General features: G+C 36.9%; 29 protein-coding genes. 10 read left to right on the top strand and 19 right to left on the bottom strand.

The features are described from left to right. Nucleotides 1–3 precede the first annotated feature (3 nt). Genes sat through JOC86_RS10340 form a run of 4 tightly spaced genes read right to left on the bottom strand, consistent with a single transcriptional unit; the run spans nucleotide 4 to nucleotide 3,228 of the window. Nucleotides 4–1,152 (bottom strand): sulfate adenylyltransferase, encoded by a 1,149-nt coding sequence (sat, locus tag JOC86_RS10355; RefSeq protein WP_205171869.1) that lies wholly within the window; start codon nucleotides 1,150–1,152, stop codon nucleotides 4–6. Between the two features lie 49 nt (nucleotides 1,153–1,201). Then, complete coding sequence (locus JOC86_RS10350) at nucleotides 1,202–1,909, bottom strand: phosphoadenylyl-sulfate reductase (protein ID WP_205171866.1); 708 nt, start codon at nucleotides 1,907–1,909, stop codon at nucleotides 1,202–1,204. 33 nt (nucleotides 1,910–1,942) lie between these two features. Beyond that, nucleotides 1,943–2,476 carry a histidine phosphatase family protein gene (locus JOC86_RS10345; protein WP_205171863.1) on the bottom strand — a complete coding sequence of 178 codons (534 nt, stop codon included), beginning with the start codon at nucleotides 2,474–2,476 and terminating at the stop codon, nucleotides 1,943–1,945. Then, nucleotides 2,458–3,228 carry a phosphosulfolactate synthase gene (locus tag JOC86_RS10340; RefSeq protein ID WP_205171860.1) on the bottom strand — a complete coding sequence of 257 codons (771 nt, stop codon included), beginning with the start codon at nucleotides 3,226–3,228 and terminating at the stop codon, nucleotides 2,458–2,460. The genes JOC86_RS10345 and JOC86_RS10340 overlap by 19 nt, the downstream gene beginning before the upstream one ends. 195 nt (nucleotides 3,229–3,423) lie before the next feature. Here JOC86_RS10340 and JOC86_RS10335 point away from each other — a divergent pair, with 195 nt between their 5' ends. From JOC86_RS10335 to JOC86_RS10320, 4 genes are all read left to right on the top strand, one after another. After that, the gene (locus JOC86_RS10335; RefSeq protein WP_239587578.1) at nucleotides 3,424–4,644 is read left to right on the top strand and encodes an MFS transporter; all 1,221 of its coding nucleotides are present in this window, start codon (nucleotides 3,424–3,426) and stop codon (nucleotides 4,642–4,644) included. A 14-nt stretch (nucleotides 4,645–4,658) separates the two neighbouring features. Further along, a complete protein-coding gene (locus JOC86_RS10330) occupies nucleotides 4,659–4,940 on the top strand; it encodes a hypothetical protein (RefSeq protein WP_205171854.1) in 282 nt (93 codons plus the stop codon). A gap of 45 nt (nucleotides 4,941–4,985) precedes the next feature. Further along, nucleotides 4,986–5,897 carry a YIEGIA domain-containing protein gene (locus tag JOC86_RS10325; RefSeq protein ID WP_205171851.1) on the top strand — a complete coding sequence of 304 codons (912 nt, stop codon included), beginning with the start codon at nucleotides 4,986–4,988 and terminating at the stop codon, nucleotides 5,895–5,897. A gap of 835 nt (nucleotides 5,898–6,732) precedes the next feature. Continuing rightward, nucleotides 6,733–7,500, top strand: coding sequence for a sulfite exporter TauE/SafE family protein (locus JOC86_RS10320; protein WP_205171848.1), 768 nt, complete (start codon nucleotides 6,733–6,735; stop codon nucleotides 7,498–7,500). Nucleotides 7,501–7,798: 298 nt separating this feature from the next. Here JOC86_RS10320 and JOC86_RS10315 read toward each other — a convergent pair whose 3' ends face one another. Continuing rightward, entirely contained in the window at nucleotides 7,799–8,383 is a 585-nt protein-coding gene (locus JOC86_RS10315; RefSeq protein WP_205171845.1) for a LysE family transporter, read from the bottom strand. Between the two features lie 114 nt (nucleotides 8,384–8,497). Here JOC86_RS10315 and JOC86_RS10310 point away from each other — a divergent pair, with 114 nt between their 5' ends. Beyond that, on the top strand, nucleotides 8,498–9,052 hold the full coding sequence (locus JOC86_RS10310) for a helix-turn-helix domain-containing protein (protein WP_205171830.1): 555 nt from the start codon (nucleotides 8,498–8,500) through the stop codon (nucleotides 9,050–9,052). A 146-nt stretch (nucleotides 9,053–9,198) separates the two neighbouring features. Here the strand turns inward: JOC86_RS10310 and JOC86_RS10305 are convergent, their stop codons facing one another. The 5 genes from JOC86_RS10305 to JOC86_RS10285 all read right to left on the bottom strand — a co-directional run bounded on the left by JOC86_RS10305 (nucleotide 9,199) and on the right by JOC86_RS10285 (nucleotide 12,984). Continuing rightward, nucleotides 9,199–9,405, bottom strand: coding sequence for a hypothetical protein (locus tag JOC86_RS10305; protein WP_205171827.1), 207 nt, complete (start codon nucleotides 9,403–9,405; stop codon nucleotides 9,199–9,201). A 123-nt stretch (nucleotides 9,406–9,528) separates the two neighbouring features. After that, entirely contained in the window at nucleotides 9,529–10,221 is a 693-nt protein-coding gene (locus JOC86_RS10300) for an aspartate/glutamate racemase family protein (RefSeq protein ID WP_205171823.1), read from the bottom strand. Between the two features lie 333 nt (nucleotides 10,222–10,554). Then, nucleotides 10,555–11,022: a GNAT family N-acetyltransferase gene (locus JOC86_RS10295; RefSeq protein ID WP_205171820.1), complete on the bottom strand. Its 468-nt coding sequence runs from the start codon at nucleotides 11,020–11,022 to the stop codon at nucleotides 10,555–10,557. 41 nt (nucleotides 11,023–11,063) lie between these two features. Beyond that, nucleotides 11,064–11,660 carry a P-loop nucleotide/nucleoside kinase family protein gene (locus tag JOC86_RS10290; protein WP_205171817.1) on the bottom strand — a complete coding sequence of 199 codons (597 nt, stop codon included), beginning with the start codon at nucleotides 11,658–11,660 and terminating at the stop codon, nucleotides 11,064–11,066. Nucleotides 11,661–11,781: 121 nt separating this feature from the next. Beyond that, on the bottom strand, nucleotides 11,782–12,984 hold the full coding sequence (locus tag JOC86_RS10285; RefSeq protein ID WP_205171814.1) for an MFS transporter: 1,203 nt from the start codon (nucleotides 12,982–12,984) through the stop codon (nucleotides 11,782–11,784). Nucleotides 12,985–13,475: 491 nt separating this feature from the next. Between JOC86_RS10285 and JOC86_RS10280 the strand changes: the two genes are divergently transcribed. The 4 genes from JOC86_RS10280 to JOC86_RS10265 all read left to right on the top strand — a co-directional run bounded on the left by JOC86_RS10280 (nucleotide 13,476) and on the right by JOC86_RS10265 (nucleotide 17,724). Further along, entirely contained in the window at nucleotides 13,476–14,060 is a 585-nt protein-coding gene (locus JOC86_RS10280) for a TetR/AcrR family transcriptional regulator (protein ID WP_205171811.1), read from the top strand. Nucleotides 14,061–14,073: 13 nt separating this feature from the next. Then, nucleotides 14,074–14,784, top strand: a complete 711-nt coding sequence (locus JOC86_RS10275; protein ID WP_205171808.1) for a YqeB family protein — start codon at nucleotides 14,074–14,076, stop codon at nucleotides 14,782–14,784. Between the two features lie 90 nt (nucleotides 14,785–14,874). Next, nucleotides 14,875–16,602 (top strand): ABC transporter ATP-binding protein, encoded by a 1,728-nt coding sequence (locus tag JOC86_RS10270; protein ID WP_205173488.1) that lies wholly within the window; start codon nucleotides 14,875–14,877, stop codon nucleotides 16,600–16,602. 621 nt (nucleotides 16,603–17,223) lie between these two features. Continuing rightward, entirely contained in the window at nucleotides 17,224–17,724 is a 501-nt protein-coding gene (locus JOC86_RS10265) for a sigma-70 family RNA polymerase sigma factor (RefSeq protein WP_205171805.1), read from the top strand. A gap of 434 nt (nucleotides 17,725–18,158) precedes the next feature. Here the strand turns inward: JOC86_RS10265 and JOC86_RS10260 are convergent, their stop codons facing one another. The 9 genes from JOC86_RS10260 to JOC86_RS10220 all read right to left on the bottom strand — a co-directional run bounded on the left by JOC86_RS10260 (nucleotide 18,159) and on the right by JOC86_RS10220 (nucleotide 25,360). Beyond that, on the bottom strand, nucleotides 18,159–19,406 hold the full coding sequence (locus JOC86_RS10260) for a multidrug effflux MFS transporter (protein WP_205171802.1): 1,248 nt from the start codon (nucleotides 19,404–19,406) through the stop codon (nucleotides 18,159–18,161). Between the two features lie 28 nt (nucleotides 19,407–19,434). Then, complete coding sequence (locus tag JOC86_RS10255) at nucleotides 19,435–19,824, bottom strand: hypothetical protein (protein ID WP_205171799.1); 390 nt, start codon at nucleotides 19,822–19,824, stop codon at nucleotides 19,435–19,437. A gap of 259 nt (nucleotides 19,825–20,083) precedes the next feature. Beyond that, on the bottom strand, nucleotides 20,084–21,112 hold the full coding sequence (gene splB, locus JOC86_RS10250) for a spore photoproduct lyase (protein WP_205171796.1): 1,029 nt from the start codon (nucleotides 21,110–21,112) through the stop codon (nucleotides 20,084–20,086). Between the two features lie 12 nt (nucleotides 21,113–21,124). Next, nucleotides 21,125–21,379, bottom strand: coding sequence for a transcriptional regulator SplA domain-containing protein (locus tag JOC86_RS10245; protein WP_205173487.1), 255 nt, complete (start codon nucleotides 21,377–21,379; stop codon nucleotides 21,125–21,127). Between the two features lie 272 nt (nucleotides 21,380–21,651). Further along, nucleotides 21,652–22,404: a YqcI/YcgG family protein gene (locus tag JOC86_RS10240; RefSeq protein ID WP_239587518.1), complete on the bottom strand. Its 753-nt coding sequence runs from the start codon at nucleotides 22,402–22,404 to the stop codon at nucleotides 21,652–21,654. Between the two features lie 109 nt (nucleotides 22,405–22,513). Then, the gene (locus JOC86_RS10235) at nucleotides 22,514–23,140 is read right to left on the bottom strand and encodes a LysE family transporter (protein ID WP_205171780.1); all 627 of its coding nucleotides are present in this window, start codon (nucleotides 23,138–23,140) and stop codon (nucleotides 22,514–22,516) included. Between the two features lie 169 nt (nucleotides 23,141–23,309). After that, nucleotides 23,310–23,558 (bottom strand): hypothetical protein, encoded by a 249-nt coding sequence (locus tag JOC86_RS10230; protein ID WP_205171768.1) that lies wholly within the window; start codon nucleotides 23,556–23,558, stop codon nucleotides 23,310–23,312. A 143-nt stretch (nucleotides 23,559–23,701) separates the two neighbouring features. After that, nucleotides 23,702–24,097 (bottom strand): hypothetical protein, encoded by a 396-nt coding sequence (locus JOC86_RS10225; RefSeq protein WP_205171766.1) that lies wholly within the window; start codon nucleotides 24,095–24,097, stop codon nucleotides 23,702–23,704. 39 nt (nucleotides 24,098–24,136) lie between these two features. After that, the gene (locus JOC86_RS10220; protein WP_419096048.1) at nucleotides 24,137–25,360 is read right to left on the bottom strand and encodes a bacillibactin exporter BcbE; all 1,224 of its coding nucleotides are present in this window, start codon (nucleotides 25,358–25,360) and stop codon (nucleotides 24,137–24,139) included. A 267-nt stretch (nucleotides 25,361–25,627) separates the two neighbouring features. On the opposite strand from JOC86_RS10220, the gene gvpU reads away from it, so the two are divergent. Further along, nucleotides 25,628–26,050, top strand: a complete 423-nt coding sequence (gene gvpU, locus JOC86_RS10215; protein WP_205171760.1) for a gas vesicle accessory protein GvpU — start codon at nucleotides 25,628–25,630, stop codon at nucleotides 26,048–26,050. Nucleotides 26,051–26,061: the final 11 nt, after the last annotated feature.

Genomic DNA, 26,061 nt, shown 5'->3' with positions numbered 1-26,061 from the left:
CTCTTATATTTTTGTATAAACTTCCTGCATCCCTTCTATAAGGATTTCTACTACTTCCGGACGACTAAATTCTTTTGGCGGATGTTCACCGTTTTTTAACATTCCCCTAACGACTGTACCTGACAAAATAATATGTTCTTTCGAATCATGTGGGCATGTTTTTTTAGATGCCATGTTTCCACACTTCTTGCAATAGAAGCTATGTTCAAAAAATAGCGGTTGAATACCTAGTTCTTCTTCTTTAAAATGACTAAATATTTTTTGGGCATCATAGGTTCCATAATAATTTCCTACTCCTGCATGGTCTCTTCCAACAATAAAGTGAGTACAGCCAAAATTTTTCCTTACAATCGCGTGAAAAATCGCCTCTCTTGGACCCGCATAACGCATGGCTGCTGGGAAAACGGAAAAGAAGACCCGATCTTTTGGATAATAATTTTCAAGTAGTACCTGATAGCTTTTCACTCGAATTTCACTAGGGATATCATCGGATTTCGTCTCCCCTACTAATGGGTTTAAAAATAGACCATCTACGTTTTCCAATGCTGTTTTTTGAATATATTCATGTGCTCTGTGAACAGGATTCCGAGTTTGGAATCCAACCACCGTCTTCCAGCCCAATTCTTTAAACCTCCCCCTTGTTTGAATAGGGTCTAAATAATAGGTTTCAAACTTGTTTTTTTCTGGCCTTTTTATAAGAGTAATCGGCCCGGATATATAAACTTCCTCTCGTTGGAATAGTTTTTTTACACCTGGGTGGTTACGATCGGTTGTACCGTAAACCATTTTTGCCTCTACATATTTATCAGGGAGAAATTTTTCCTTTACATCCATAACGCCATAAACGGTTCCGTTTTGAGTGAGATTTATTGTTTCACCATTCTTAAGTTCCATTGCTTTATTTCTGTCAACAGCTAATGTAATCGGTAAAGACCATGGCAGTCCGCTTGACAGTCGCATATTTTGAACAACAGAGTCATAGTCAGCCTTTTCCATGAACCCTTTAAGAGGACTGTATCCTCCATTAGCGATTAATTCCAAATCACTTAATTCCAAAAGATCAAGTTCAACATAGTTAAGTGATAAATCAATTTCAAATGTAAGATCCATTCGGTTAACCAATTTACCGCCATGTGGTATATTTTCACTCAAGTTCTTTTCCTCCTTGAAAGCTGAATTAGATTTGTGTTTATAATCATTTCTAGCTTTGATGCAGCCCGCATTCTGATTTTGAAATACCTGCCCATCTGCCTGCTCGAGGATCACTATTTTCTGCGACTGGCTGTGTACATGGGGCACAGCCGATACTGGGATAGCCTTTGTCATGCAATGGATTATAGGGAAGTTTGTTTAGATCGATATAGGTCATAATATCTTCCCAGGTCCAATGAATAAGTGGACATATTTTTATCTTCTGAAATTTATCATCCTTGTTGATATAGTGGATATTGCTTCTTGTTGGTGATTGCTCTCGTCTTAACCCTGATATCCAGGCTTTTACACCCTTTAATCCCTCTTTAAGGGGAACAACCTTCCTCATGTAACAGCAAAGATTTGGATTATCGTTCCACAGTTCTTCTCCATGCCACTTAGATTGTTCTTTCAAAGAAATCGGATTCACTTTTGTGAATTGTAACGAAGGATAACGGTCCTTTACTTTTTCAATCAATTCATATGTCTCTGGAAAATGAAGCCCTGTATCGATGAAAATAATTTTTGCTTTTCTGTTAACCTTGGCAATTAAATCTATTAATACAATCCCTTCGGCTCCGAAGCTGCAAGCATACACGATTTCATCTCCATATTCACGAAACGCCCATTTTAAAATATCTATATAATCCGATTGAGTATCCATAATGGCGGCTGTCTCTTTTTCATTCCAATTTTCGTAAGTTAATACATCATTCATTCATCCAGCCCTCCATTTCTTCCCTCTCTGTCCCTAAAATTCGAAAGGCAATGTAATGCACTCATTATTTGCTACTGTAATTTGATTCATTTTGTTTATATGTCCGTATTGAATATATGAAACGATGGCTCTGATCCACGAGCCATGACCAAACACTAAAACATTGTTTGCTTCCTTATATTTATCTAAAAATAATTTAATCCGTTCTTCTAAGTTCATGATGCTTTCCCCCAGAACCAATTCTTTCGGGTTCTCAATCCATTTTTCTCCATATTCTTCATGGAGTTTTTCCTTCGTACGCCCTTCAAAGGGACCAAAGTCCAATTCGTCTAATAATGCTTCTGTTTCAGCCTGATAACCATAAAGGTGTGCGGTTTGATGGGTTCTTTTCAAGGTACTAGCCAAAACCAAATCAAAGGGAATCAGCATTTTTAGAAGTTGCTGATTATGGTTAATCCCTTCTTGAAAAATTTCAGTGATAGGAGAAAGCCCAATATCTCTTCTTCCTTGAAGCCATGTTTTCTCATTCCATTGTGTCGGGAGATGCCTTATAAAGGTAATTTGCATTCATGATCCTCCAAATAAAAGGTTTCACTCCTTAGTCCACAACGCTGAGCCTCTAAAATTAATACATCGGTCAGCTTCACATTACCTAAATTGACATTTGCTCCAATTTCTTTAATAAAATACATTTGGTGTTTTGGAGTAGGTGCTTCAAAGATGATTTTTTTGCTATCGATTCCTTCAACTAACTGACTAATCAGATCACACTTCACATCACCATTTTTTTCATATATACCAGATGTACCTGAATCTCTTCCTTCGGTAATCACATATTCACAACCTGCATCTAGGAAAAGCTTTATTTCTCCTTTCCATTTTGAAATAGGCATTTCCTGATTGGAATCTTTGGAACCTACCTCTGCCATAACGTGAAAATCTTTTTTAATTTGGGAAATGATTTTAAGGCGTTCCTGCAGTGGAATATTTAACGTTCCATTTGAAACTTCAATCCATTCAATACCTAAATCGCATAAACTGGATAGATATTCAGGAATTTTGTTTTGGTAATAACATTTTTCAAATAAGGTTCCACCACAATAAGGCTTAATATCAAATCCTTTATAAAGATCAACCTTTTTCTTTAGATTTGGCGTTACATAAGCAGAGCCTATTCCAATTTTGGCGATATCTATAAGGTGATGATAATCAGTTAATATATTTTTCAAGTCCCCTATTGGGGTTCCTAAATCAATAATTGAAGTCAGTCCATACGTTCTATTGCCTGATGTCCTTTTCGGTATTTCTAAATATTCCATAGGGAAAGTGCCTCCTCTATTTTTCTAGGATAGACTATTCAAAAAATGGGTGAATGTGTAGATAATGGGCTTTTACCCATCAAAAAATAGGCAATTGCCCTTGTATAAACGATGCCCCAACTTCAAATAATAGGAAAAGATTTATATTTTAACAGTTAGGGGGGTACATTCTTGCCAAAGAAAAAACGGAATGGGATGACAATTTTAGCAATCGGGTCCATTCCCCTTATTCTTGTCTTAGGAAATTCGATGTTAATTCCTATTCTTCCGAAAATGAAAACTGAACTTGATGTATCTCAATTTCAAATAAGCCTAATTATTTCCGTGTTTTCAATTGCAGCTGCTATTTCAATTCCGGTATTGGGATATTTATCTGATCGGTTTTCACGAAAAGCCATAATTGTACCCTCTCTTATTTTGTATGGGGCTGGGGGCATTTTGGCGGGAGCCGCAGCAGCATGGTTTACCAACTCATATACATGGATTCTAGCAGGAAGGATTATGCAGGGAATTGGCGGCGCAGGAACAGCACCAATTGCAATGGCATTAACAGGGGATTTGTTTAAAGGGGGAGAACAAAGCAGGGTCTTGGGATTGGTAGAAGCATCCAATGGCTTTGGAAAGGTTATTAGCCCTATTATTGGTTCTCTAGTAGCCCTTCTCTTCTGGTACGCAGCATTTTTTGCCTTTCCGGTTTTTTGCTTTATTTCCATTCTATTAACCATTTTTTTTATTAAAGAAAAAAAGGTTAATAAAGAACCTCAACCTGTAGGTAAATATGTGAAAGGTCTTATCTCCGTTTTTAAAACAGAGGGACGGTGGTTATTTGCTGCCTATTTAACAGGCGCTACTTGTTTATTTACTTTATTTGGAATTTTATTTTATATATCTGACATTCTAGAAAAAGATTATCAAATAGATGGAATTGGGAAAGGAAGTATTTTAGCCATTCCTCTTCTTTTTATGACGATTACATCTTATATAACCGGAAGCAAAATTGGGAAAAACATGAAGTTAATGAAAAGGTTAATTATATTTGGCTTGCTATTAATGACTACCTCTTTTTCGTTACTGATTCTATTCAAAAATCTAGTTCCTTTTTTTGCTGTTCTTGCCATTAGCAGTATTGGGACAGGACTTGTGCTCCCCTGCATTAATAGCTTTATTACGGGTTCAGTTCCATCAGAGCGAAGAGGATTTGTTACGTCATTATATGGATCTGTTCGATTTTTGGGCGTTGCGATCGGTCCTCCTATTTTTAGTGCATTAATGGAGTGGTCACGAACGGGTATGTTCTTGACAAATGCAGGTTTAACTCTGTTTGTTGGGTTATTATGCCTCATGCTCATTCAAGTAAGTAAAAAAGAACCATCAGAGGAAAGGGACACGCTGTTTGAAAAAATGCAGTTTACGTAAAGGAGGAGATTGGTTTGCAAATCTATTTTTCACCTGAGGTCGTAAGCCCTCAATTCCAAGTGTTAAATGTCGTAAATTCCCATAATAAAGCTGTCGGGAATGTAGCATTCTTATTTGATGAAAAAAAGTTATATGTTTACGGAATATTGGAAGAAGAAGGAGTAGGTGAGGATTTTAAAGATTTGGTTACTCCTTATATAAAAGGATTAGCTAAAGCAAAGCCTGACTTGGAAATATTTTCATGTTTATACATCGGGTGCAAAAAAGTAAATCTGAATAAGGAAGATGAAAATTAAACTTTGTCATTTAAGTAATCTATAGAAATGTGTTGGAGTGAAACAATGAATAAGGAATGGATTTCTACTGAACATATCATTATGATCGTAACAGCTGTACTTGTTGGTACAATGGCAAGGATTTTCACCGTTAAAGAGGATTTCAGACAATATCCAAGCTTCCCAAATGGTTATTTAATCCAACTCGTTACTGGATTTATAGCTGCTTCTCTTGGTGCAGTGGCCATCCCAGCTTTAATGACGAAAAACTTTGTTGCCGTAACATTCTTAGCTCTCGCTATACAACAATTTAGAGATGTAAGAAAAGCAGAAAGGGAAAGCTTAAAGGACTTAGAGGATACAGAGTATGCTTACCGAGGAGCTGCTTATATTGATGGTATCTCAAAAACATTTGAGGCACGGAATTATTTTGCCTTAATTGTTTCCTTTACAACCTCTCTAACCATACAACTTGTAAATACTAAGTATAACTGGATTAATATTTTAGCTGGTATTTTAGTTGGATTTATCGTTTTTTATATTTTAAAAAGATTTTCTAAGGGAAAAACAATTGGGGATATTGCTGAGGTAGAACGGGGAACTGTTACAATAAAGGACTCAGAGCTTTTTGTAGAGGGAATTTTCATTTCGAATCTTTTAGGTTTTGATCATGCATCCGATTTGTTTGAGAAAGAAGGAATTGCTGTTATCATTAAGCCTAATGAGGAACATCTCCGAATAACCTTAGATAATTTCGGTCAAAGACAAGCGGCACTATTTGAAGCAACAAAAGCAATAGGCGTAAAACGCTACCATTTTTTTAGAAGGGATTTTGAAAAAGGGGGATTTATTATAACCCTTGTTCCAATTATTAAAGATATTGATCGCTTAATAGAAGCGGTTAAGAAAACCCCCTTACTCGAAAGTACAAAAAAAAGCAAAGCAACTATGGATACGAATCTCGCAGGCAAAAAATAATGATATAGATGCACGTCAAATTGTCCTTCCCACGGCTAAGCCTGCTTGTGCAGGTAGAGTCTGTTACTTAAGCGTTCGCTACCCAATTCCGATGTGAAAAGACTGCAAGAATGCATGTGTTACCACCTATTCCATAACAGACCCTGTAGGTTCGTATGCCTGCAACTGTGTGATCATATAAGTAGGCTTTGAAGTGGGAGAAAGTTTTCTTATGAAGTTTTGACCGTTTTCTTACTTTTTTCCACTTCCCTACCTTGTTTCGTCCTTCATCGGCTTGATGAAGGACATTATTTCTGCTTTCCAATAGGTTTTGCCTTTCATCAGCATTTTAGAGCTCCAGCCAAACATAGTTGGTTTTTATATTTGTAAATATCTTCTCTACTGCCAAAAAACAACCCTTCTGTTCCCTACTTGAGTACTTGGAAAGGCCAGACTTGAAAATTTAAAGTCTCTCAACTCATAAAAACAATATCTTTATGAAAAGAACCTAAATTTAAATTGGCTCCTAGTGTTCTTAACAAATTATTTATTTTTTCCACTAATCTTACATGGAGTTTTACAGCTAAATCCTTATTAACAGAGAGTAACAAGGCGTATACCCATTTCATAAATTGAGGGTATAGGTTTTTTTGTCGCAAGTTTTGTTGCTTTTGGTCCATTATAAACATCTTAAATCATTCAAAATTAGTGCCACATTTATTGCTTGACGAAAAGATATCCCAAAACCTTCATCATTACGGGTTCCTATTCTTGTTCGAAAACAACACTCTATGCGAAAACAGCCTTACAAAAAGAGCCTTAAATGGATTTAAGGGTAGACTGGAGCGCTTAATTTATGAGTATAGGTATGATTTTAATGGGTTTTTTTGTTGGCTTATTAGTTGGATTAACTGGTGTTGGTGGTGCCGCCTTGTTAACACCTGTTTTAATTTTATTAGGAATCAGTCCATCTATCGCAGTAGGAACAGATCTTGTTTATAATTCAATCACGAAATTTTTCGGTTCAGTCCAGCATTGGAGACAAAAGACGATAAATCTCGAGGTAGTAAAATACCTTGCAATCGGAAGTATTCCAAGTGCCATCTGTGCAGTCGGGCTCCTCCATTTATTTGACTCTTTCTTTCATAATCAAGAGCAAGTTATTAAACATGCCTTGGGATATGTTTTAGTTTTAGTGGCATTGATTACACTCATTAAAACATTCCTAAAGGATAAATATGAATGGAAGCATCTTCAAATAAAGTCCCATCAGGAAAAACGAACCATAACGATCGTTATCGGAGCAATATTAGGCTTTATCGTCGGAATAACTTCGATTGGATCAGGTTCATTATTTGCTTTAGCTATGCTGTTCCTTTATAAAATGCGTCCCTCAGAGTTAGTAGGAACGGATATTGCTCATGCTTTTTTATTGGTCACGGCTGCTGGAGTAATGCATGCCGGAATCGGCAATGTCGATTACTTATTAATGACGAACCTTTTGCTGGGCTCTATACCAGGTGTGATTATAGGAAGCACCCTATCATCAAAATTACCTGCAAAACCATTAAGGACGATTATGGCATTAATGATTTTGATTAGTGGATTTAAACTGATAATCTAAACCAGAAATTTAAAGGACTATCAATCAATAGCCAGTTAAAGGGCCAACGGAGTCACTGGCTCTTTTTTTCTGCAATTTTGAAAATGTATGGTTATTTTGGTCACTATTTTAATAATTTCCTTCAATTAAACATGATGTCGATCAATCTGTTCATAAGTTTGTACGATAGTCAGGAAGTTAGGATATAAAGGCTTGTTTGGCCATCGTTTTCACCACTTCCTTTGTCCCTACAGCCTGATCTACGCAGTTTTCGCGATTGAAGAGGGAAAACATATATCGGATGCTGTTAATTTATTTCTTATTCCATAAATATTGAAACCGCACTATACATTAATAACAAAGCCATAATGACATTAAACGGACTTCTATACTTCGTTAAGAACATTCTAAATATCGAACCAAACACACTCCAGCTGAAGGTTCCCATAAACCCAATAAAGGCAAGAAAAACTGAATAAAATAATAAGCTCGAATTTGAAGTGTGATTCGGAATGATGAAGGTTGAAATTACGGTTATTCCATATAAAATCCCTTTTGGGTTCACGAATTGTAAAAGCATGCCTGCGAAAAAACTGTTATTTTTGTCCCCATCTGCATCTTGATCATTATTCTTACTTGCGATAATTTTAATAGCCAGATACAGCATATAAGCTGAACCTATAATGGTCATTAGAAATTCGATTTTTGGAATGAAATTTTTAAGCATGATGTTGAAGTAACAACTCAACAATATGACCACAAAAAAACCTGCGCCTACTCCTAAACAAAATCTAAAAGTACTTTTAAACCCATATTTATTCGCAAATAACATAGCCATGATGTTATTTGGCCCCGGGGTAAAACTAGTAACAAATGCGTATAGAAGCAATGATAATAATGTCATAATGGAACCCCCCTCCCAGAACTATGTTATAATGACCTAAATGGTCAATATAACGTTGTACGTTTTATTATACGATATGTACATTATATTGTATATATGAACAGGAGTGTTTGTGTGGAGGAAATTCATTTAATCATTGCTAAAAATTTAAAAGCTTTGAGATCCAATAAAAAATTAAGTCTTGAAAAGGTTGCAGAATTAACGGGTGTAAGCAAAACGATGATAGGCCAAATTGAAAGGGGAGATTCGATCCCCACGATTACAACGATTTGGAAAATAGTAAATGGATTGAAAATTTCTTTTACTTCACTGATCAATAATCCCCAGCCAGATACGAAGGTTATTTTAAAAAGTGAAATTCAAACATTATCTGAAGACAATGGGAAATATCGAGTCTTTCCTTATTTCCCGTTCGAAGAGGATAAGCGCTTTGAAGTGTATACAGTTGAAATAGAAAAAGGTGGTTTCCTAAGTGCTGAGGCACACAGAGAGGGAACAGAAGAGTTAATTACTGTTTTCGAAGGAGAACTAACAATACGTGTAAATAACATTGAAAACACAGTAAGAAGTGGTGATTCTATCAGATTCAAGGCTGACAGACCCCATACCTATCATAATTCAGGAGAAACATTAACACGACTAAGTATGATCTTATATTATCCAATTTAAAAAGAGGCTGTCACAAAACAAGATGTCAGGAACCATATCAATATATAGAAGTTGGCCAACAAACTTTCTATTTATTGATATGGTTTTAGTCCCAATTTGGATCGTCCATCGCTTCTTTTCGAAAAAGAAAACATACATGAACTACATCATTTTATGAGCAGGGGCATCAGTAATCGTTTAGTCGTTGTCCATATAATCAGACCAGTGATCCAAAGGGTTATAGTGGACCCCAATCCCTGCAATCCCATGATACCTGTGACCGACCATAATAGACCAAAAAAGGACATGAAAATAACTCCTAATCCTGCTCCATGAATTGCAGCTCTATCAATGAATTCTACATTATGATGCATCATGAAAGCTCCTGAATTCCTTCTACTACAGTATGTTCAATAAATCAATCAATGCATAAATAGACGTGCACTAGGATCCGCTTGATTCACTTGGATGAGAATTCCGGTAATATCGCTATACGATTATTTCTTTAAGGACCTATTTACTGCTTCAAGAGCGTGGATGTACGTTGTGTCAAACAGAGGAACTATAGAATCCTCCGGTTTGATCAATAAACCAATTTCCGTACAGCCTAATATAATTCCTTCAGCGCCAGTTTTGATTAAACCTTGAATCACCTTTTTATAATAATCCCTTGATGTTTGTTGAACCTTCCCTAAACATAACTCATCATAAATCACTTTGTTTACAATCTCTCTTTCATTTTGATTTGGGACCAGAACGTTAATACCCTTCGCTTCTAACCGTGACTTATAAAAGTCTTGCTCCATTGTGTACCTTGTACCAAGTAATCCGACGGTATGAACCCCCTGCTCTTTAATCTGGTTTGCTGTTGCATCTGCAATATGTAAAATAGGAATACTTATTTTTTCATGTATGTCATCTATAACCTTGTGCATAGTATTTGTACAAATGACAATAAAATCTGCCCCCCCTTTTTCTAAAGAAAAGGCAACGTCTCCCAATGTTTCCCCCGCCTTTTTCCAGTCCCCTTTTGACTGTAAACGCTCAATTTCTTCAAAGTCTACACTATATAATAGGATTCTTGCAGAATGTAACCCTCCCAGCCTCCTTTTCACTTCTTCGTTAATAATACGATAATACTCAACAGATGATTCCCAACTCATTCCTCCGATAAGACCGATAACCTTCATTTTAAATCCTCCATCCTATTTTTTGTTCCTTCAGCATTGAGAACAACGTTCCTTGTCGAATAATCCTGCTTATTTTTTAAAAAATTACATTCTCTAAAGTACTTCCATTTTCTATGGGATAATCCCTTCTGTTTGTGAGATATACAGGGGTTAATGAAAAACAAAAGAAATAAATAATAAAACTCCCATCGAATAGGTTAAAAGGTTTACTTGAGGGGGCAAAAAGGAAAAACCAACTGACTTATTCCAAAAGTTTTTCACTACATCATTTTCCTACGTTTTTTGAACTTCATCGGTTTAATAGAAAATTTTTTTTATCAAACAAACTATAGTTTAAATCAATATCGAATAGGTCGGCTCACCATATGTAAGAATATGATCCTCAATGAATCCTAGATTATGATAAAATAACTTACCGGCTTCGTTCTCTGGATGGACAGTTAGACGGAGGCGGTTACAAGAAGGATGAGTCTGTTTAAGATGCTTCATCAACTCTTTTATCGAATCAGAACCAAACCCGTTTCTTTGAAATTTCTTATCGATAAAAAAATGAAATAACCAATAGTCTTCTTTACTATCAGGTGTATAATGCAGATTAAAAAAGCCGATCATGTTGTTCTGATAGTTAATCCCATATGGATCGACTATTTTACCATCTGGTCGGATGTATGCTTTAGCAAGAGCAATAGCAACAGGTGGTGTAACAGCTGCAACAAATTTTTGTTGATGAGCATACACGGAAAGCTCAAGAGCTTCACGCCAATTTTCTGAATTGATCTTTCTAAGCTCAATTTTAGACATTACCCCAACCTCACCTTTCCATCTTTTTTATAAAAGGGAAATTACTTTAATAACCTGATCTCTTTCAGAGTAACACTTAGTCGATCAAGCTTTTTCCTAAGCTTTGTACGATTGTCAGGAAGCAACGACAGAGAAGATCGTTTCGCAATCGTCTCCACCACTTCCTCAATAGACATCATGTCTGTTTGTATATGTTCTTTAAAGGTGTCCTTCGCTAAACGACTTAGCCGCCCATTCATCTGTTGGGACGCCCATGAATTTTCCCCTTCAAACCTTTTTCTTAATCGTTTTTGAATCGTAGACTTAGAGGCTGATAGAGTAAAATGCTTTACTTCTACACCATGATCTCTTAATCTCCCAATTATCTCTTCAAAGTATAATTCATCCGTAAGTGTCATTGGGACAATGATAATTCCTTTATATTCTTCAGCTATTTGCTTTAGTAAAGCATAGTTTGTTTCCCGCCATAACGGATAATCTTGAAAATCCCCCTTCGAAATCTCTTTCGGTACGTTTGTCATCAATACATACCCGAATCTTTCAGGATCATAGACAAAGGAATCTCGTACCCTTCTTTGTAATTCATATGCCGTCGTCGTTTTCCCCGAGCCGAAAGTTCCGTTAATCCATATAATCAAAAAATGATCCCCCCATCCAAAATATTTATTTTTCCCATTATTTCACTGCCTATTAATCTATAATATATGAAAAAACCTGCCAGCATACTCCCTGACAGGTTCTTGATAACCATATTTTCTTCTACACTTGCTTCACTTTTACTCTTGCTTCTCGAATAAGACTACGTTTCTGCCAAATAATAGTGGTAACCAATGTCATTCCTAAAAGAATGAGCCCTAATATGAATGGATAGACAATTTTAACATCATATAATACCCCTGCAAGTGTTGGCCCTAAGATATTTCCGATACTCATATAGGCATTGTTCATCCCCATGGCAAAGCCCTGTTCATCCCCCGCCATCTTGGAGATAAGCGTATTCAAGACCGGACGAAGGATAGAAGTGGCAAGGAATATTAAAAGAGTTACACCGAAAAACAACACATAACTAGAAGCGAATAGCGACAGAAGGAAACCAATGACTGCTACTCCTAAAAAGATATTTAAGACCTTTCCTTCTCCATATCGATTCACAATGCGATCGACAAAGAACAATTGTACAATAACACTAACAATGCCAGTAGATGTAACCATCATGGCAATTTCCTGAGGACTTGCTCCAAATTGATTATCAACGAAGAGTCCAAGAACGGATTCGTAGGCCATCAAGCCAAAACTCATCACTAGGGTAATAACCAGTGGAATGAAATAAGGCATTCTTACAGACCGTGCCATTTTCCTAGCCATTGATTCTTCATCTTTTGGTGAACCAACCGCTTCTGATGACTGCATACTTTCTTCAAGTACGACAACTGAGAATACAACAGCTACTAAGGATACAATGGCTGACACTAGGAATGGCATTTTCAATCCAAAATCCGCTAAAAATCCACCAATTCCTGGTCCGATCACAATTCCAAGTGACATCGACGCTGAAACTAAGCTATTCCCTTTTGCACGTTGCTTCATTGTTGTAATATCGGCTACATAGGCAAAAATGGCAGGAATAAGAAGTGCTGCACCGATCCCACCAATGACACGTGAAGCATAGAGCCACCAAATGGAATCAAACCCATAAAAAACAAACATGGAGATCGTCAATCCGATAAGTCCATAAATAATCATTTTTCTTCGGCCATATTGATCCGTCCATTTCCCAGCAATAGGAGAAAAAATAAGCTGAGCTCCTGCAAAAATGGCAATCATCAACCCTGCAGCTGTTCCCCCTTGATTAATGGATTCTAAATATGCCGGTAAGATTGGAATAATAATCCCAAAGCTCCCAATAGCGATAAACATATTGATCATCAAAATGATTAACTTTTTTCGTTGTTCTGTTGACATACGAGATTTCCCTCACTTTCTTTATTAATTTTATATACAAGAGTATTTTCTCTGAAAAACCATAAATACTAAGTAGATTCATAGAAAAGGCTCTTTTCTAAAAGTTTGTTGCTTTTAACAACATGGAAAACGCAGAGTGGATTGGAGCGGAAGGCACTTGACTCCTGCGGGATGCAGTGGAAAAGTCGAGACCCCGTAGACGGTACGTCGAGGAGGCTCGACTTCCTCCCAGCGGAAAGCGAGTGCCTGTAGCGGAAAGGAACGGTCAAATGTTTATTCCTCCCAAATAACAATCTCTACGTAAGAGCCTATTAAAAAGAAAAAATCATACCATGCGATGTAAATGATTGTCAATGATAAATTTTCGAGGAATTTAAAGCTTGTTCCCCTTCATCAAGAACACGGCTGCTTTATATAATGAATTGCCTTCTTCTATAGATTTATTGTAAAATTTACTTACCGATCGTTAAGTAAATGAAGGAGCAATTTTTATGAAGAATAATAAGACAGCTCAAAGCATTGTCGAAGCAACTTACAGACTCTTTGCTGAGCATGGGATTGAAAAAACCAGTCTATCTATGATTGCAAAGGAAGTCGGAATCTCAAAACCGGCAATTTATTATCATTTTCCTTCTAAAGAAGCGTTGATCGACTTCCTTTTTGAAGAAATTTTTGCTGACTATTACTTTTCCAATTACTTCTCCCTAAGTGAATATACAAAACAGAACTTTGCTGAAAAACTGATTATGGATGGTTTAAGTTTGCTACCGGATTGTGACGAAGATCCATTCATTTTGCGAGTGCTGAATGAATTTATTTTGACCGTCGGACGAAATGAAAAGTATCAGCAAAGACTACTTGATATGCAAACCGATTTTTTGAACGGTTTCACTGCTTTATTAAAGAAAGGTGTGGAACTAGGCGTTGTTTCACAAGAAAAAACAGAAACGAAGGCTCATATGCTTGTAATGGTCAATGATAATATTAGCAATTTTATGCTCATGGGATTCAAATTAAATTATAAAGACATTTGGATGGAAGCTGTAAAAAGTGTCATTACTATTAATCATAATTAAGAGGTGAATCAAAGTGACAGCAACCCAACAATCTTCAGGTGAAGAAAAGACAATTGTAGGATTTAATACAAATACACGCATCATTATTTACAGCGGTTTTGGAGTCCTTGGACTTGTATTCGGATACTTTATTCCCCGAATAGCTGCTTGGGCCCTGACTCTTCCCTGGGTACCTTTCGAAGGCCCTATTAAACTGATCCATTCATTATTAAACGGTCCTTGGATGGAGTGGGTTACGGCAATGATTGGCTTAATCGCAGGACTCGTGCTCGCTTATATTTCTATAAAAGAAAGTCTAATAGCGACAATCTCTGACCAAGAGGTTCAATTGGATAAGGACGGCCATGCTAAGCGGATTAAAAGGAGTGAAATTGACCAAATCTTCATTGACAGAAAGGAATTGGTTATCCTTGGAACTTCAGGACATGAACTTTTACGAGAAAAACATGAGGAATCACCTAAGCTCGTTGAAGAGGGTTTCAAAAAACACGGCTACCCTTGGTCACGAGAAGGAGACCCCTATAAGGATCAGTATCGTCGCTGGGTTTTAGACACTCCTGACCTCCCCCCTGCTGTCAATGCCCTTATGAAAGCAAGAGAAAAAGCATTGCAGAAAAAGGAAAATACTGATATCAAGGACTTGAGAAACGAGCTTGAAAAATCAGGGTATATTGTACGAGATGAGGAAACACGTCAATACTATCGTCCTATCCCAAAACAGTAGTATTTTCAATGAAACGAACAAGGATTCTTAGCAGATATGCCTGAAAGAACGGTAACTCTTATTCATTCTTTGATCGGAGGATCTGAACAAATGGATAAACAAGGTGGCCTAAAGCCTTTTATTTCCCTCATTTTTTCAACAAATGTCCCGAAGATTGCACTAGTTCTTGGGTTAACAGCAAGTGTTCTTACAACGCTTGCGGGTCTTGTTGTCCCATTACTAACGAAAGAGCTGGTCAATGGCTTTTCAGTGGCATTAAGCGCCCCCCTCATGATTGCTATTGGGGCTGCCTTTATCGTCCAAGCAATGATCAGTGGACTTTCAATATACTTGCTTAGTTTTGTAGGACAAAAAATTGTCGCAAGTCTACGTGATCAAATGTGGGTAAAACTTATTCGATTGCCGGTAAGTTATTTTGATAAACAATCCAGTGGCGAAACGGTCAGCAGGGTCGTAAATGATACAAGTATTGTCCGAGATTTAATTTCGAACCACTTTCCACAATTTATTACTGGGATTATTTCCATTATCGGAGCCATCGTGATTTTACTCGTAATGGATTGGAAAATGACGTTATTGATGCTCATTTCGGTTCCCATTACACTAGCCATTATGATTCCACTTGGGAGAAAGATGGCCAAAATTTCGCGAGGGTTACAAGATGAAACAGCCACATTTACAGGACATATTCAACAAACCCTAAGTGAAATACGCCTAATGAAATCGTCTACTGCTGAGCAGAATGAAGAAGCAAATGGATTAAATGGGATTGGAAACCTATTAAAGTTTGGATTAAAAGAGGCACGTATTTTTGCTCTTATTGGTCCGATCATGTACCTTGTCGTGATGGTCGTCGTTGTCATGATCATCGGTTATGGAGGAATGCGTGTTGCAAATGGAACGATGTCGACAGGGGCACTCGTAGCTTTTTTACTGTACCTCTTCCAGATCATTTTTCCGATAACATCATTTGCCATGTTTTTCACCCAGCTTCAAAAAGCAAAAGGAGCAACAGAGCGAATCATCGACATATTAGAACTACCATTAGAAGAAGGACAAGATGGATTAAAAAAGGACATTACTAACGAGCCTATTTTCGTCTCAAATGTATCCTTTGCCTATACTGAAGAAGAACCTGTCATTCAGAATGTATCATTTGAAGCCCAGCCTGGAGAGATGATTGCTTTTGCAGGGCCAAGTGGTGGTGGGAAAACAACAATGTTTGGATTAATTGAACGGTTTTATGAACCAACTGCAGGTGAAATTCGAATTGGCGACACTCCTATAAACGAATTATCGCTTGAATCATGGCGTAGTCAAATTGGTTACGTTTCGCAAGAAAGTGCCATGATGGCTGGGACCATCCGGGAAAATTTAATGTACGGTTTAAAAAATCAAGAAGATATCTCGGACGACCGTCTATGGGATGTGGCAAAGATGGCCTACGCAGACCAATTTATTGAAGCATTTCCGAATGGACTGAATACAGAGGTCGGTGAGCGTGGTGTGAAGCTGTCCGGCGGGCAAAGGCAACGCATCGCCATTGCACGAGCTTTTTTAAGAGACCCTAAAATACTCATGATGGACGAAGCTACCGCTAGCCTAGATAGTCAATCAGAAAGTGTCGTTCAACAAGCCTTAATGCGATTAATGGAAGGACGTACGACATTCGTCATCGCCCATCGCCTATCAACAATTGTCGATGCTGATAAAATAATATTTATCGAAAAAGGGCAAGTTACTGGTTCCGGAACTCATTTTGAACTAACACAATCACATTCGTTGTATCGTGAATTTGCAGAGCAGCAATTAGCTTAGAAATTTTATGGAGAACCATTATAAGATCAAGCTACTTTTGAAAAGCATATGATTAGGAGATTATGAAAAAAGCCCTGAGCTATTCAGAGAATGGCTCAGGGCTTTTTTATAAACTTAAGGTAAAATTTTCTATTCTTCTTTTTTCCTCCGTTTAGAATAAATACTTTAAACTTTAAAGAATCATTCTCTAATCATTTTATTGAAAGGATACTGGATTCCTAAACTTAGAGTTTGCCTTAGATTTATGAGCCTACTTTCGAAACTTATGCTCCTTCTCGTATGGGTTATGAGCCTCGTTTCAATTTTATGAGCTTGGTTACAGAGTATGTGCTGATTCTCATGAATTAAGAACCTACCACCTTTGTTATGAGCTAGCCATGTTTCCCACCTTATACTTGATCCCTTTTTTACTACTCATAAAATATTTACATTTTTTAAAAAAACCTTTCTTACTCGCCGTTCCTATAAAAATTCATCTTTTTCAACAGATAAAAAATGAAAATTCACAGCTGAATAAGGACTGAAAATCCGATTTTCGCTTTTGTTCAGAAAACTTAGTAAACGTATGGTAGAGCTACCTAGGAAAAAAGGGAAAGGCGCGCATTTCGAAAGGATTTTCTGTTGGTAAGCTTTAAAACGCTGCACAAGCAATATGAACCGATGATTTATAAGGTTATACAGTCCCTAAATATTTATAAAAACGAAGAAGAGTTCTATCAAACTGGGTTGATCGCTCTATGGGAAGCACAGGAACGGTTTGATCCAAAAAAGGGGAAATTCTCTGCCTTTGCCTATTCATATATTAGAGGTAGATTGTTGGATGATCTAAAAAAAACACATAAAGATGAGGAAAGAAATGTCCATCCTGATGAAGAATTTTGGTATCTCATTGAGGATGAGCATTCAATTTCCATGGCCTGCGAAACGGAATGGCTCCTTACTTATTGTAAGAGTTTGACTGAACACCAAAGGAAATGGGTCCTTCATACATGTATGAATAGGCTAACCCCTTCAGAAATCGCTCAACTTGAAAATGTATCTCTATCGGCAGTAAAGAAATGGCGGAAGGGAGCTATTGAAAGACTTAAGAGAACCATTAGACGGAATGAGTTAATGAAATAGATTACCTGTGTTTGTATTTAAGAGAAATAGTAGAACATCACAGAACATATTCCATACTACTATTCTGAAATGAGTTTTTATATAGCATGGGCAGTCCAAAACCTAGGGATCAGGAACAAAAACTTCGATATGTACCAGGGACATCTTCTATAAATGGACCATCATAGTGGTTCCTGACCCATTTTGGACAGTCCCTATTACGTTTTTGACTCTTACCTAATACAAAATAGGAGCACTATAGAATTTTAAACTACTCTTTTTCCCCTTAAATAACTTCTACTCAATTAAGTCTATTTTCGACCTCTTCGTCATTTTTCACCTATGATCAATTCCTCAAACAAATAGAAAAGGCAGCGTTACTATGAAGTAACACCACCTTTTTGGTATAAAAATAGTTAATGATGTAGGAAATAGAAGTGTTCGTGCTCATAAAACTACATTGATATAGTATTTCCGCGTGATCTATTCTGTCTTCGGTTTACAAGACAAACGTAACATAAGAAAGAGCCCACTCCACAAATGGCTATGACAATACCCATAGATAATGCTTGGTTCTCACCGAGACCAACAAGAGGAGCAACACTTCCCCCAAAGATTAACGATATTACTCCAAGCAATGCAGATGCACTCCCTGCTGACTTACCTTGATCCTGCATAGCAAGTGAAAACCCAGAAGTACTTACCACCCCGACACTTGATACAACAAAAAACAATGGCAGCAAAATAGCGTATAAGCCTGCATTTAAAAGTAGCATAATCAACAACGTAAGGGATCCGATAGAAGAAATGCCGATCCCAACCTTGAAAAGCTTCTTCTCACTAATTCGACCAGCCATCCTGCCTGTGATTTGACTAGCAATGATAATTCCAATACCATTAATGGCAAAAATCAAACTGAACATCTGAGGAGAGACACCATAAATGTTTTGTAGTACGAAAGGTGAGCCGGAAATATAAGCGAACATAGCGGAAAATACTAAACCTTGTGACAGGGCATAACCCATGAAGCTCCGATTCAGAATTAGTTTTTGAAATGTAATGAGTGTATTCTTAATCCCTCCTAATGACCGAGATTCATGAGACAATGTTTCAGGTAAACCGAAGAGGACGATAAGAAACATAACCAAACCTATCATACTCAAGACCATAAACACTCCTTGCCAAGGGGCAATTCGCAATAATTGGCCGCCTACTATCGGTGCAAGAACGGGTGCCACTCCATTAACCAAAGCTAGTAAAGCGAAAAATTTGGTTAACTCTGAGCCTGAGTAAAGATCTCGGACAATGGCACGAGAAATAACAATACCTGCAGCACCAGCCAATCCTTGAATAAACCTCAATAAAATTAATCCCCAGATGGACTGGCTGAATACACATAAAAGCGAAGCAACGAAATAAATCATTAACCCGATGAGAAGTGGTTTTCGACGTCCTCGTACATCACTAAATGGCCCTGCAAGCAGCTGCCCGAGAGAAAGACCTAGCAAGAAAAAGGTTAAGCTAAGTTGCACGAGGGATGTATTGGTGTGAAACTCCTTAGCAATATCAGGTAGAGCCGGCAGATACATATCAATGGATAATGGAGCAAACGCTGCTAATGTTCCCAAAACAATGGCCATCCAGATTCGCTTTGATTGTGTAGACGTCCTTGTTTTTTCTATATTCTCTAAAGAACTACTCATTTTCGAAATCCTTTCTTATCCTTCTTCCTCAAAGGTTATTAATTAATATTCGTATGGCTTCAGAAACGTCTATATTTTTTTCTTTACAAAAGTGAGTTAATTTTTTATATCTTTCATCGTCTAAACGAACATGGATTGAATGCTTTAGTTTCTCAGACTCCGGCTTCTTTGGCCGCCCTCTTCCTATTTTCCGCTGTCCCGTTTCATCCCTCCAAACAGCGATTGTCACATACCCGTCCTTCTCCAACCAATCCTGTAAATCATTCTCCTTCCAAATTCGAGTGGCAGCATTCTCATGTTTCTGCAAATATTCTACATAAGCATCGCCTTCTAATCCTTTACACTTCGCTTTATTTATCATCTTCTCTTTGAGATATCTTTCATATTGTTCGAATGATGTAAATGTCCGTTCTTTCATATAGCCTCCTAATTATTTTTCGTTCTACAAAAAATAATAAAGAAGTTCACTTTAAAATACAATCTTTTTTGTAGCACAAAAAATGTTTAGTTGGAATAATTGTAATTAAAAAAAGAGAGCGCACATTGTGCCCCCTTTTCCTAACAACGGTATTGAACAAGGTCAATTGCTCCAAATACCACTTGTTCTATATCTATTCCAAAACGGTGTTTGCACCATTTTGTTGAATCCATGCTTTTGCTGTATTTCCATTTGCACCTTAAGTGAAGTATTCTAATTTAGCCTTGGGAAAAAACTTCTCCATATAGGAGTAAAGATGATCTTTAATGTCCGCTTCTTCCTCCTTTTGGTAGATGTATTTGCCTATCCCGTATTTACCCCATTTATACCTTCTTTCTGTCTCATCTAATTCAAGTTTGGTCATCGGATAGTTTTTTTCAATCACTTTCTTTGCTGGCTTCGTAAACCGATGTTGAATGAATTCAAATGTTAAATCCTTTTTTGCTTCTTCAGGTAATACTGCTTCGAGATGTTCGAACATTCGGTAGTACCCATCTTCCCAATCATCATGAAGATAAATGGGTGCGACAATAAACCCTAGGGGATAACCGGCACGGGCTACTTTTCCTGCTGCTTCTAAACGTTTTGCTAAGGGAGATGTACCTGCCTCAAAATTTTTAATCACATAATCGGCGTTAATACTAAATCGGAATCTTGTTTTCCCATTATGCTTTGCATCAAGTAAGTGATCTACGTGATGGAATTTGGTAACAAAACGCAATTTTCCATATTCCGTCTCTCCAAAATGTTCTATCGCCCGTTTTAAAGAATGAGTCAGATGGTCAATTCCTACAATATCCGAAGTACACGCTGCTTCAAATCGTGTACTTTCTGGTGCACGTTCTTCCATATATTGATCGGCAGCCTCAAGAATTTCATCGACATTCACATATGTACGAATATAGGGTTTGCTTCCCATTGTCGTTTGCAAATAACAATAATGGCAATGCCCCATACACCCGGTTGCGAAAGGAATGGCATATTCTGCAGATGGCTTTGATGTATCAAATTTAAGCGTTTTTCTAATCCCTACTACTAAAGTAGATTTCGCAATCCGATATTTTTGAAAGTGATTTTCTCCTGGGAGATTTCGAACTTGATTATGTGAAGTCGTGTAACGCATTTCAACATCCATCTTCTCAAATTTTTCTTTGAGCTTTTTACCAAGTGGGTAATCTAATGCTTTTGGCTCGAAGTAAACAAGCTGAGGCATAAAGGGTTTAATCATCTCTTCCCCTCTTTAATGGCTTCCAAAGTATTGTTGATAAGCATTCTCTGCCTCAGCCTCACTCTTATATACAGCAACCTCATTTGTTAATGGATAGTACGTCTCGAATAAAAATAGAGCTAATTCATTCGGATCCTCAGGGCTGAGTACTACTGCAGCTTCCCTTATATTTGCCACATCCTGAGTATGGGGATTTCGGTAAAAAACATACACAGTATCTCCCACTTGATGGGTGCTATAATCATTAGGATCGTGATTCACTTCCATTTCATCACCTCTTCTAGCATTTATTATCATTTTTGCCTCCAGCAAGAAAAATATGAGTACTTGATTATGGAAGAAAAGAGGGCTGTCCCTAAAGGTGTCTGAAACCACAATGATCGTCCATATGGTTAGAAGGATTCTTCTATATATGGACGATCATTGTAGTTTCGGACAACTTGTTTTTAAAAAGAACCATTGAGCTGAGTTATTATTACTTAACGCTCATTTATTTTGATTAGAAATGGACTGTTAATACATTAAAAGCCTTATATTATTTAATCTATTTCTTGAAACATTTTTGAAAAAGGACACGAAGGTAAGGAGGAGTCATTATCACTGAGAAAGTATTGTTTCCATTCAAAATTATCCACATTCCCATATTGATTTAAATCTGGATGAGGAGGGAGATGATCATAGTTTTTTAATCGATCCCTAATTTTATTTTTTATTTTTCTACTTAATGATGAATTTTTATTAAATTCGTTTAATACCCAACGAGGAGTAATGGCTAACATGAGATATGGGAATGATCGACTATTTCTTTTAATATGTTTCGGAGTGGCACAATAGACAAAATATGGCTCTCCAGCAAAACAATACTCCCAGTCTTTGTGGTGAGGATTTGTTGGAATATGTGAAGGCCATGGTACATGATCATATTCTTTTAGCTTAGAAAGGATTCTCCAGAAAAGCTGTTGATCTATTTGTAGAGAAGATGAAGTTTCTCGCATTATAGATGGAGTGTTAAAGAATACAATAAATGATGCATACTTCCCCGTGTACCTTGAAACCTTCGTATAATAGCTGAATTTTTCAGCAAGGTCCCGTACAGATTCTGTTTTGGTCGGATCATCGATAAATGCATAGCGAAAGTGATTCATTGTAAACCCTTGTGTGGCAGGAATACAGGGGAATTTCTTTTCCATGCATTTCATTTTACTTAAAAAGGCGTTAAATGCATCAAGTTGCCAATTTTCAAAATGGTTGTGATTTTCCATAATAAAGGTTCTATCAAATATCAAGGACAATTTTAATCCTCCTTCTTCCATTACTTTATTTAGAAAGAGGAAGAAGGTGCATGGTTCTCGTAGAAAAAAACGATCCTATAAGCTAAACCATTTTTAAGGAACTCTTTCTTTAAAACAAAGCTTTAAAAGCTTGATATCCAAAATAGAGGCCAAATCCTATCATCGACATAGAAGACAGAAATGAGATAGCTTTAAGAATTGTGCTGTTCAGCAGCCTCCTAGCTAAGCTTGAAATGGTGGCCATTGTAAAGTCCCATAATAAGATTCCTGTTATGATAGCCAGGCTGTAAGTAACGAGTTGATGATTTGAAAAGGTCTCTGCTGTTTTTGCTAAAACGGATCCATAGATCCCCAACCAAAACAAAATCGTTAATGGATTCGATATAGACATTAAGAACCCTGTAAAAAATGATTTACTTAATGATTTTTTTCCCGCTGATTGGAGATCGGTAACTATTTTCCCAGAAGATAGTAAGCTTTCAACCCCTGTATAGGAAAGGACAAAAAATCCAAACAACCAAAGAAATGTCTTCATGAAGGAAGTGTCAATAAAATGAATAACTCCTAAATAAACCATTAACATATAAATCATATCTGCGATTAATGCCCCTACACCAAAAATCCAAGCATGGAAAAACCCATTTTTAATCCCCTTGTCCAATTGAGCAGCATTTACCGGTCCCACAGGCGCTGCTAACGAAACTCCCAATAGTAGATATGTAAATATAGAATTCATAAAAAACCCCCGAATAAGTGTCTTTTACATCCTATTCGGAGGACATAGCCTGTACCACAAAAAAAATGGAATATAATATCTTGTGCCAGGTACAGAATTCCACAATAAAAAAAGAAGCTCAGTTGGTCGTTAAATTTGAGCTTCATCTTCTTGAAAATTTTTGTTTTTTTTATTGCTGTAAAGTTGCTTGCGTTTCTTGCAGATGACGAAGAAGTTCCCTTGCATGCTTGACTCTTAATTGTTCTTCGTTATTGAAGTTTACTCCCTGTGAGTCCCTTAATACCTGTTGGGCATATGCGATTAATTGCTGCGCATGTTGAAATTCCTGAGGACAATTATATGACTGTGCTCGGTAAACAGCAATTTGGGCATGTTCAACTGCATCACATACTTGGCTAACTTCGTTGTTAAGATCCATTTTATTACCCCCTCCGGAACATCATTTTACTTTATTAAAGATTTTATATTTATTTTTATCTTTGCATCTTTAGGTTAGAATTATTCCTCCTCCCTTCTGTAAATAATTCAAGTTCGATTAGAATGTAAAATAGAGTTTATTAATTATGGTGCTATAACGAATACCTCTTGATGCTTTTGACCAGAAGCTATTTTTCCATGTCTAGAGGTTATTAACTTTTCACGCCAAGATACGATCACTTCTATTTGTTCACGATCCCTGCCCGTTTTTATATCATCAAATATCAAGATCTCATCGCTACTTACACTTTTTTTACTAATTTTTTGTTCCTGTGTATGGTTAGATGTCATAACCTTTGCCACTACAGTATAAATTTTCTTGCCTTTATTTTTTAGTTTAATACTCGCTTGTTGATTTGAAGAGTTCGCTAACTCTATTGACCACTGATCTGTTTCATTCATTTCGAAATCGATTGCATGTACAGTCATTGAAAATACTATGATAAATAAACAGGTTGTGATAAAAACGATTTTTTTCAATTTAACGATTCCCTTTCTAATTTAAATAGTATAAGGTACTTAAGCATACTTAATCGTATTCTTCTTTTCTCTATCAGGCTTAATAAAAAGAAACACAATGATTAAGGCGATTAAACTAATCCCGCCTGACACATAAAAAATAAGGTGATCTGAAACGGACATCAGGTAGGCGTATGCAGGCGGACCAGCAGCAACACCAATAAACCTCATCGCACTATAAAAGGATGTAATCGTTCCCCTTTCTGCTTTTTCAATTCCTTCTGTAATTAATGCATCAAGACATGGAAGGGCTGCACCTATTCCGATCCCGCTAAAAACGAGAAAAGTAAGCAAAAAGATAAACGAATGCTGAAGTCTTAAAGCAGCAAAGGAGAACGCTAGTAAAGCCATCCCACCAGCAATAACTAGTTTCATTAGTTTTTTGCTTTCACCTATTTTCTTTCCTGCTATAAAGGAACTTATGGAGAGAAAAATCAAAGGGACAGCAAGTAAAAACCCCTTATACACTCCATCAATATGATATTTTTTCTCTAACATGTCTGATAGATAAAAGAGCACGCCAAATAACACAAACATAATGATACATCCAGCAAAAAAAACGGTATAAAGCCATGTACCATTTTCTTTAAAAGTTCCCTTTACACTTTTAACAAATTCAGAAATCGATTGCTTCTTTTGATCCTGTTCTGGTTTTTTCACAAGAAAGCTAACAAGCAATACACTGATGAAACTAAAAAAAGGAATAAACCAAAAAGGCAAAAACCAAATAAAGGATGCTAAAAAAGCACCTATAATCGGACTTAACACTTTACCAGCAGTATTAGAGGTCTCAATCAAACCTAACCCCGATGTAATCTCATCATCATTATTAAACATATCGCCAATCAGTGGAATCACAACAGGCGCTGCCCCAGCCGAACCTATTCCTTGTAACACCCTTCCTACAAGAATCATCGTAAAAGGGTCTTGCATTTTCCAAGAAGCCCAGCCTGAAATCGCTCCACCAATTCCTGCAATAATTAGACAAGGAACCATGACACATTTTCTCCCGAAACGATCAGATAAATAACCCGCTATTGGTATTAGAATGATCGCCACAATAGAATAAACGGTGATAATTAAAGAAACTTGAAACGAAGTAATATTTAACTTTTGTTCAATAAGCGGTAATACAGGAATAAGCATGGAGTTTCCTAATGTCATGACAAGAGGGACGGAGGAAACCGCCAATAAATCAATCTTCTTTGATTTCATTTTCGTCACCTTTATAAAAGAATTTTATAAAATCCCTTACCGGCCTTACAAAAATATTTGATGACTTTTAAATAAACAAACAATAAAACGACATTTAGATTGGAAATTAGACAAAGCCTATCAATTAGTATGGAGCACTTTTTGTAGAATATTCCACGATCAGGAACAGAAGAAAAGTGAATAGGAAATATCTTCATGATCCAAATTAAAAGTTACAAGTCCTTAGATATATTCAATTGCATTGCCTAAATTAATAATAGTTACGGGGTGACCATTATGGCCAATAAAAAACAAGAACAAATGGCTACAGATGACGCTGTATTACTAATGTTTTTATCTTTAGTAGAAGAGGATGGAATTGAAATTGCCATCACACTTAATGTTGATGGTGTAGTAGTTTCTGGTACTCTAATTGGGGCTAGTGCCTACTATGAAGGGATTAAGGAGTCATCCAAAGACTTACAGGACACGACAATGTCAAAAATCATCACAAAAAAATTCACTGATTTGATGGATGGATATTCAAAGCAAAAGCAGGAACAGGATACCAAAGAGGATAAAGAGAATTCTGCAACTTTCATCCACTTAAAACAAGCTAGATATCTTGGCACAAGTCATTCACCTACTACTAATAGCAGCAATTGGTGGAGAGGTAGAATTTCTTCCATAGATGGTTTTTCCTTTGATTTTCATGACTAATGTTTAGGTCT

The organism is Rossellomorea pakistanensis, assembly GCF_016908495.1.
Lineage (GTDB): Bacteria > Bacillota > Bacilli > Bacillales > Bacillaceae_B > Rossellomorea > Rossellomorea pakistanensis.
This window is presented reverse-complemented; position numbering and strand designations above follow the sequence as displayed.

Coding starts and splice junctions, on each gene's coding strand:
- JOC86_RS10350 (WP_205171866.1), bottom strand. CDS start 1,909: ATGAATGATGTATTAACTTACGAAAATTGGAATGAAAAAGAGACAGCC.
- JOC86_RS10325 (WP_205171851.1), top strand. CDS start 4,986: ATGAATAAGGAATGGATTTCTACTGAACATATCATTATGATCGTAACA.
- JOC86_RS10320 (WP_205171848.1), top strand. CDS start 6,733: ATGAGTATAGGTATGATTTTAATGGGTTTTTTTGTTGGCTTATTAGTT.
- JOC86_RS10285 (WP_205171814.1), bottom strand. CDS start 12,984: ATGTCAACAGAACAACGAAAAAAGTTAATCATTTTGATGATCAATATG.
- JOC86_RS10295 (WP_205171820.1), bottom strand. CDS start 11,022: ATGTCTAAAATTGAGCTTAGAAAGATCAATTCAGAAAATTGGCGTGAA.
- JOC86_RS10255 (WP_205171799.1), bottom strand. CDS start 19,824: ATGAAAGAACGGACATTTACATCATTCGAACAATATGAAAGATATCTC.
- JOC86_RS10260 (WP_205171802.1), bottom strand. CDS start 19,406: ATGAGTAGTTCTTTAGAGAATATAGAAAAAACAAGGACGTCTACACAA.
- JOC86_RS10340 (WP_205171860.1), bottom strand. CDS start 3,228: ATGGAATATTTAGAAATACCGAAAAGGACATCAGGCAATAGAACGTAT.
- JOC86_RS10235 (WP_205171780.1), bottom strand. CDS start 23,140: ATGAATTCTATATTTACATATCTACTATTGGGAGTTTCGTTAGCAGCG.
- JOC86_RS10280 (WP_205171811.1), top strand. CDS start 13,476: ATGAAGAATAATAAGACAGCTCAAAGCATTGTCGAAGCAACTTACAGA.
- JOC86_RS10345 (WP_205171863.1), bottom strand. CDS start 2,476: ATGCAAATTACCTTTATAAGGCATCTCCCGACACAATGGAATGAGAAA.
- JOC86_RS10230 (WP_205171768.1), bottom strand. CDS start 23,558: ATGGATCTTAACAACGAAGTTAGCCAAGTATGTGATGCAGTTGAACAT.
- JOC86_RS10245 (WP_205173487.1), bottom strand. CDS start 21,379: ATGGAAGTGAATCACGATCCTAATGATTATAGCACCCATCAAGTGGGA.
- JOC86_RS10335 (WP_239587578.1), top strand. CDS start 3,424: ATGACAATTTTAGCAATCGGGTCCATTCCCCTTATTCTTGTCTTAGGA.
- JOC86_RS10270 (WP_205173488.1), top strand. CDS start 14,875: ATGGATAAACAAGGTGGCCTAAAGCCTTTTATTTCCCTCATTTTTTCA.
- splB (WP_205171796.1), bottom strand. CDS start 21,112: ATGATTAAACCCTTTATGCCTCAGCTTGTTTACTTCGAGCCAAAAGCA.
- JOC86_RS10305 (WP_205171827.1), bottom strand. CDS start 9,405: ATGCATCATAATGTAGAATTCATTGATAGAGCTGCAATTCATGGAGCA.
- JOC86_RS10300 (WP_205171823.1), bottom strand. CDS start 10,221: ATGAAGGTTATCGGTCTTATCGGAGGAATGAGTTGGGAATCATCTGTT.
- JOC86_RS10315 (WP_205171845.1), bottom strand. CDS start 8,383: ATGACATTATTATCATTGCTTCTATACGCATTTGTTACTAGTTTTACC.
- gvpU (WP_205171760.1), top strand. CDS start 25,628: ATGGCCAATAAAAAACAAGAACAAATGGCTACAGATGACGCTGTATTA.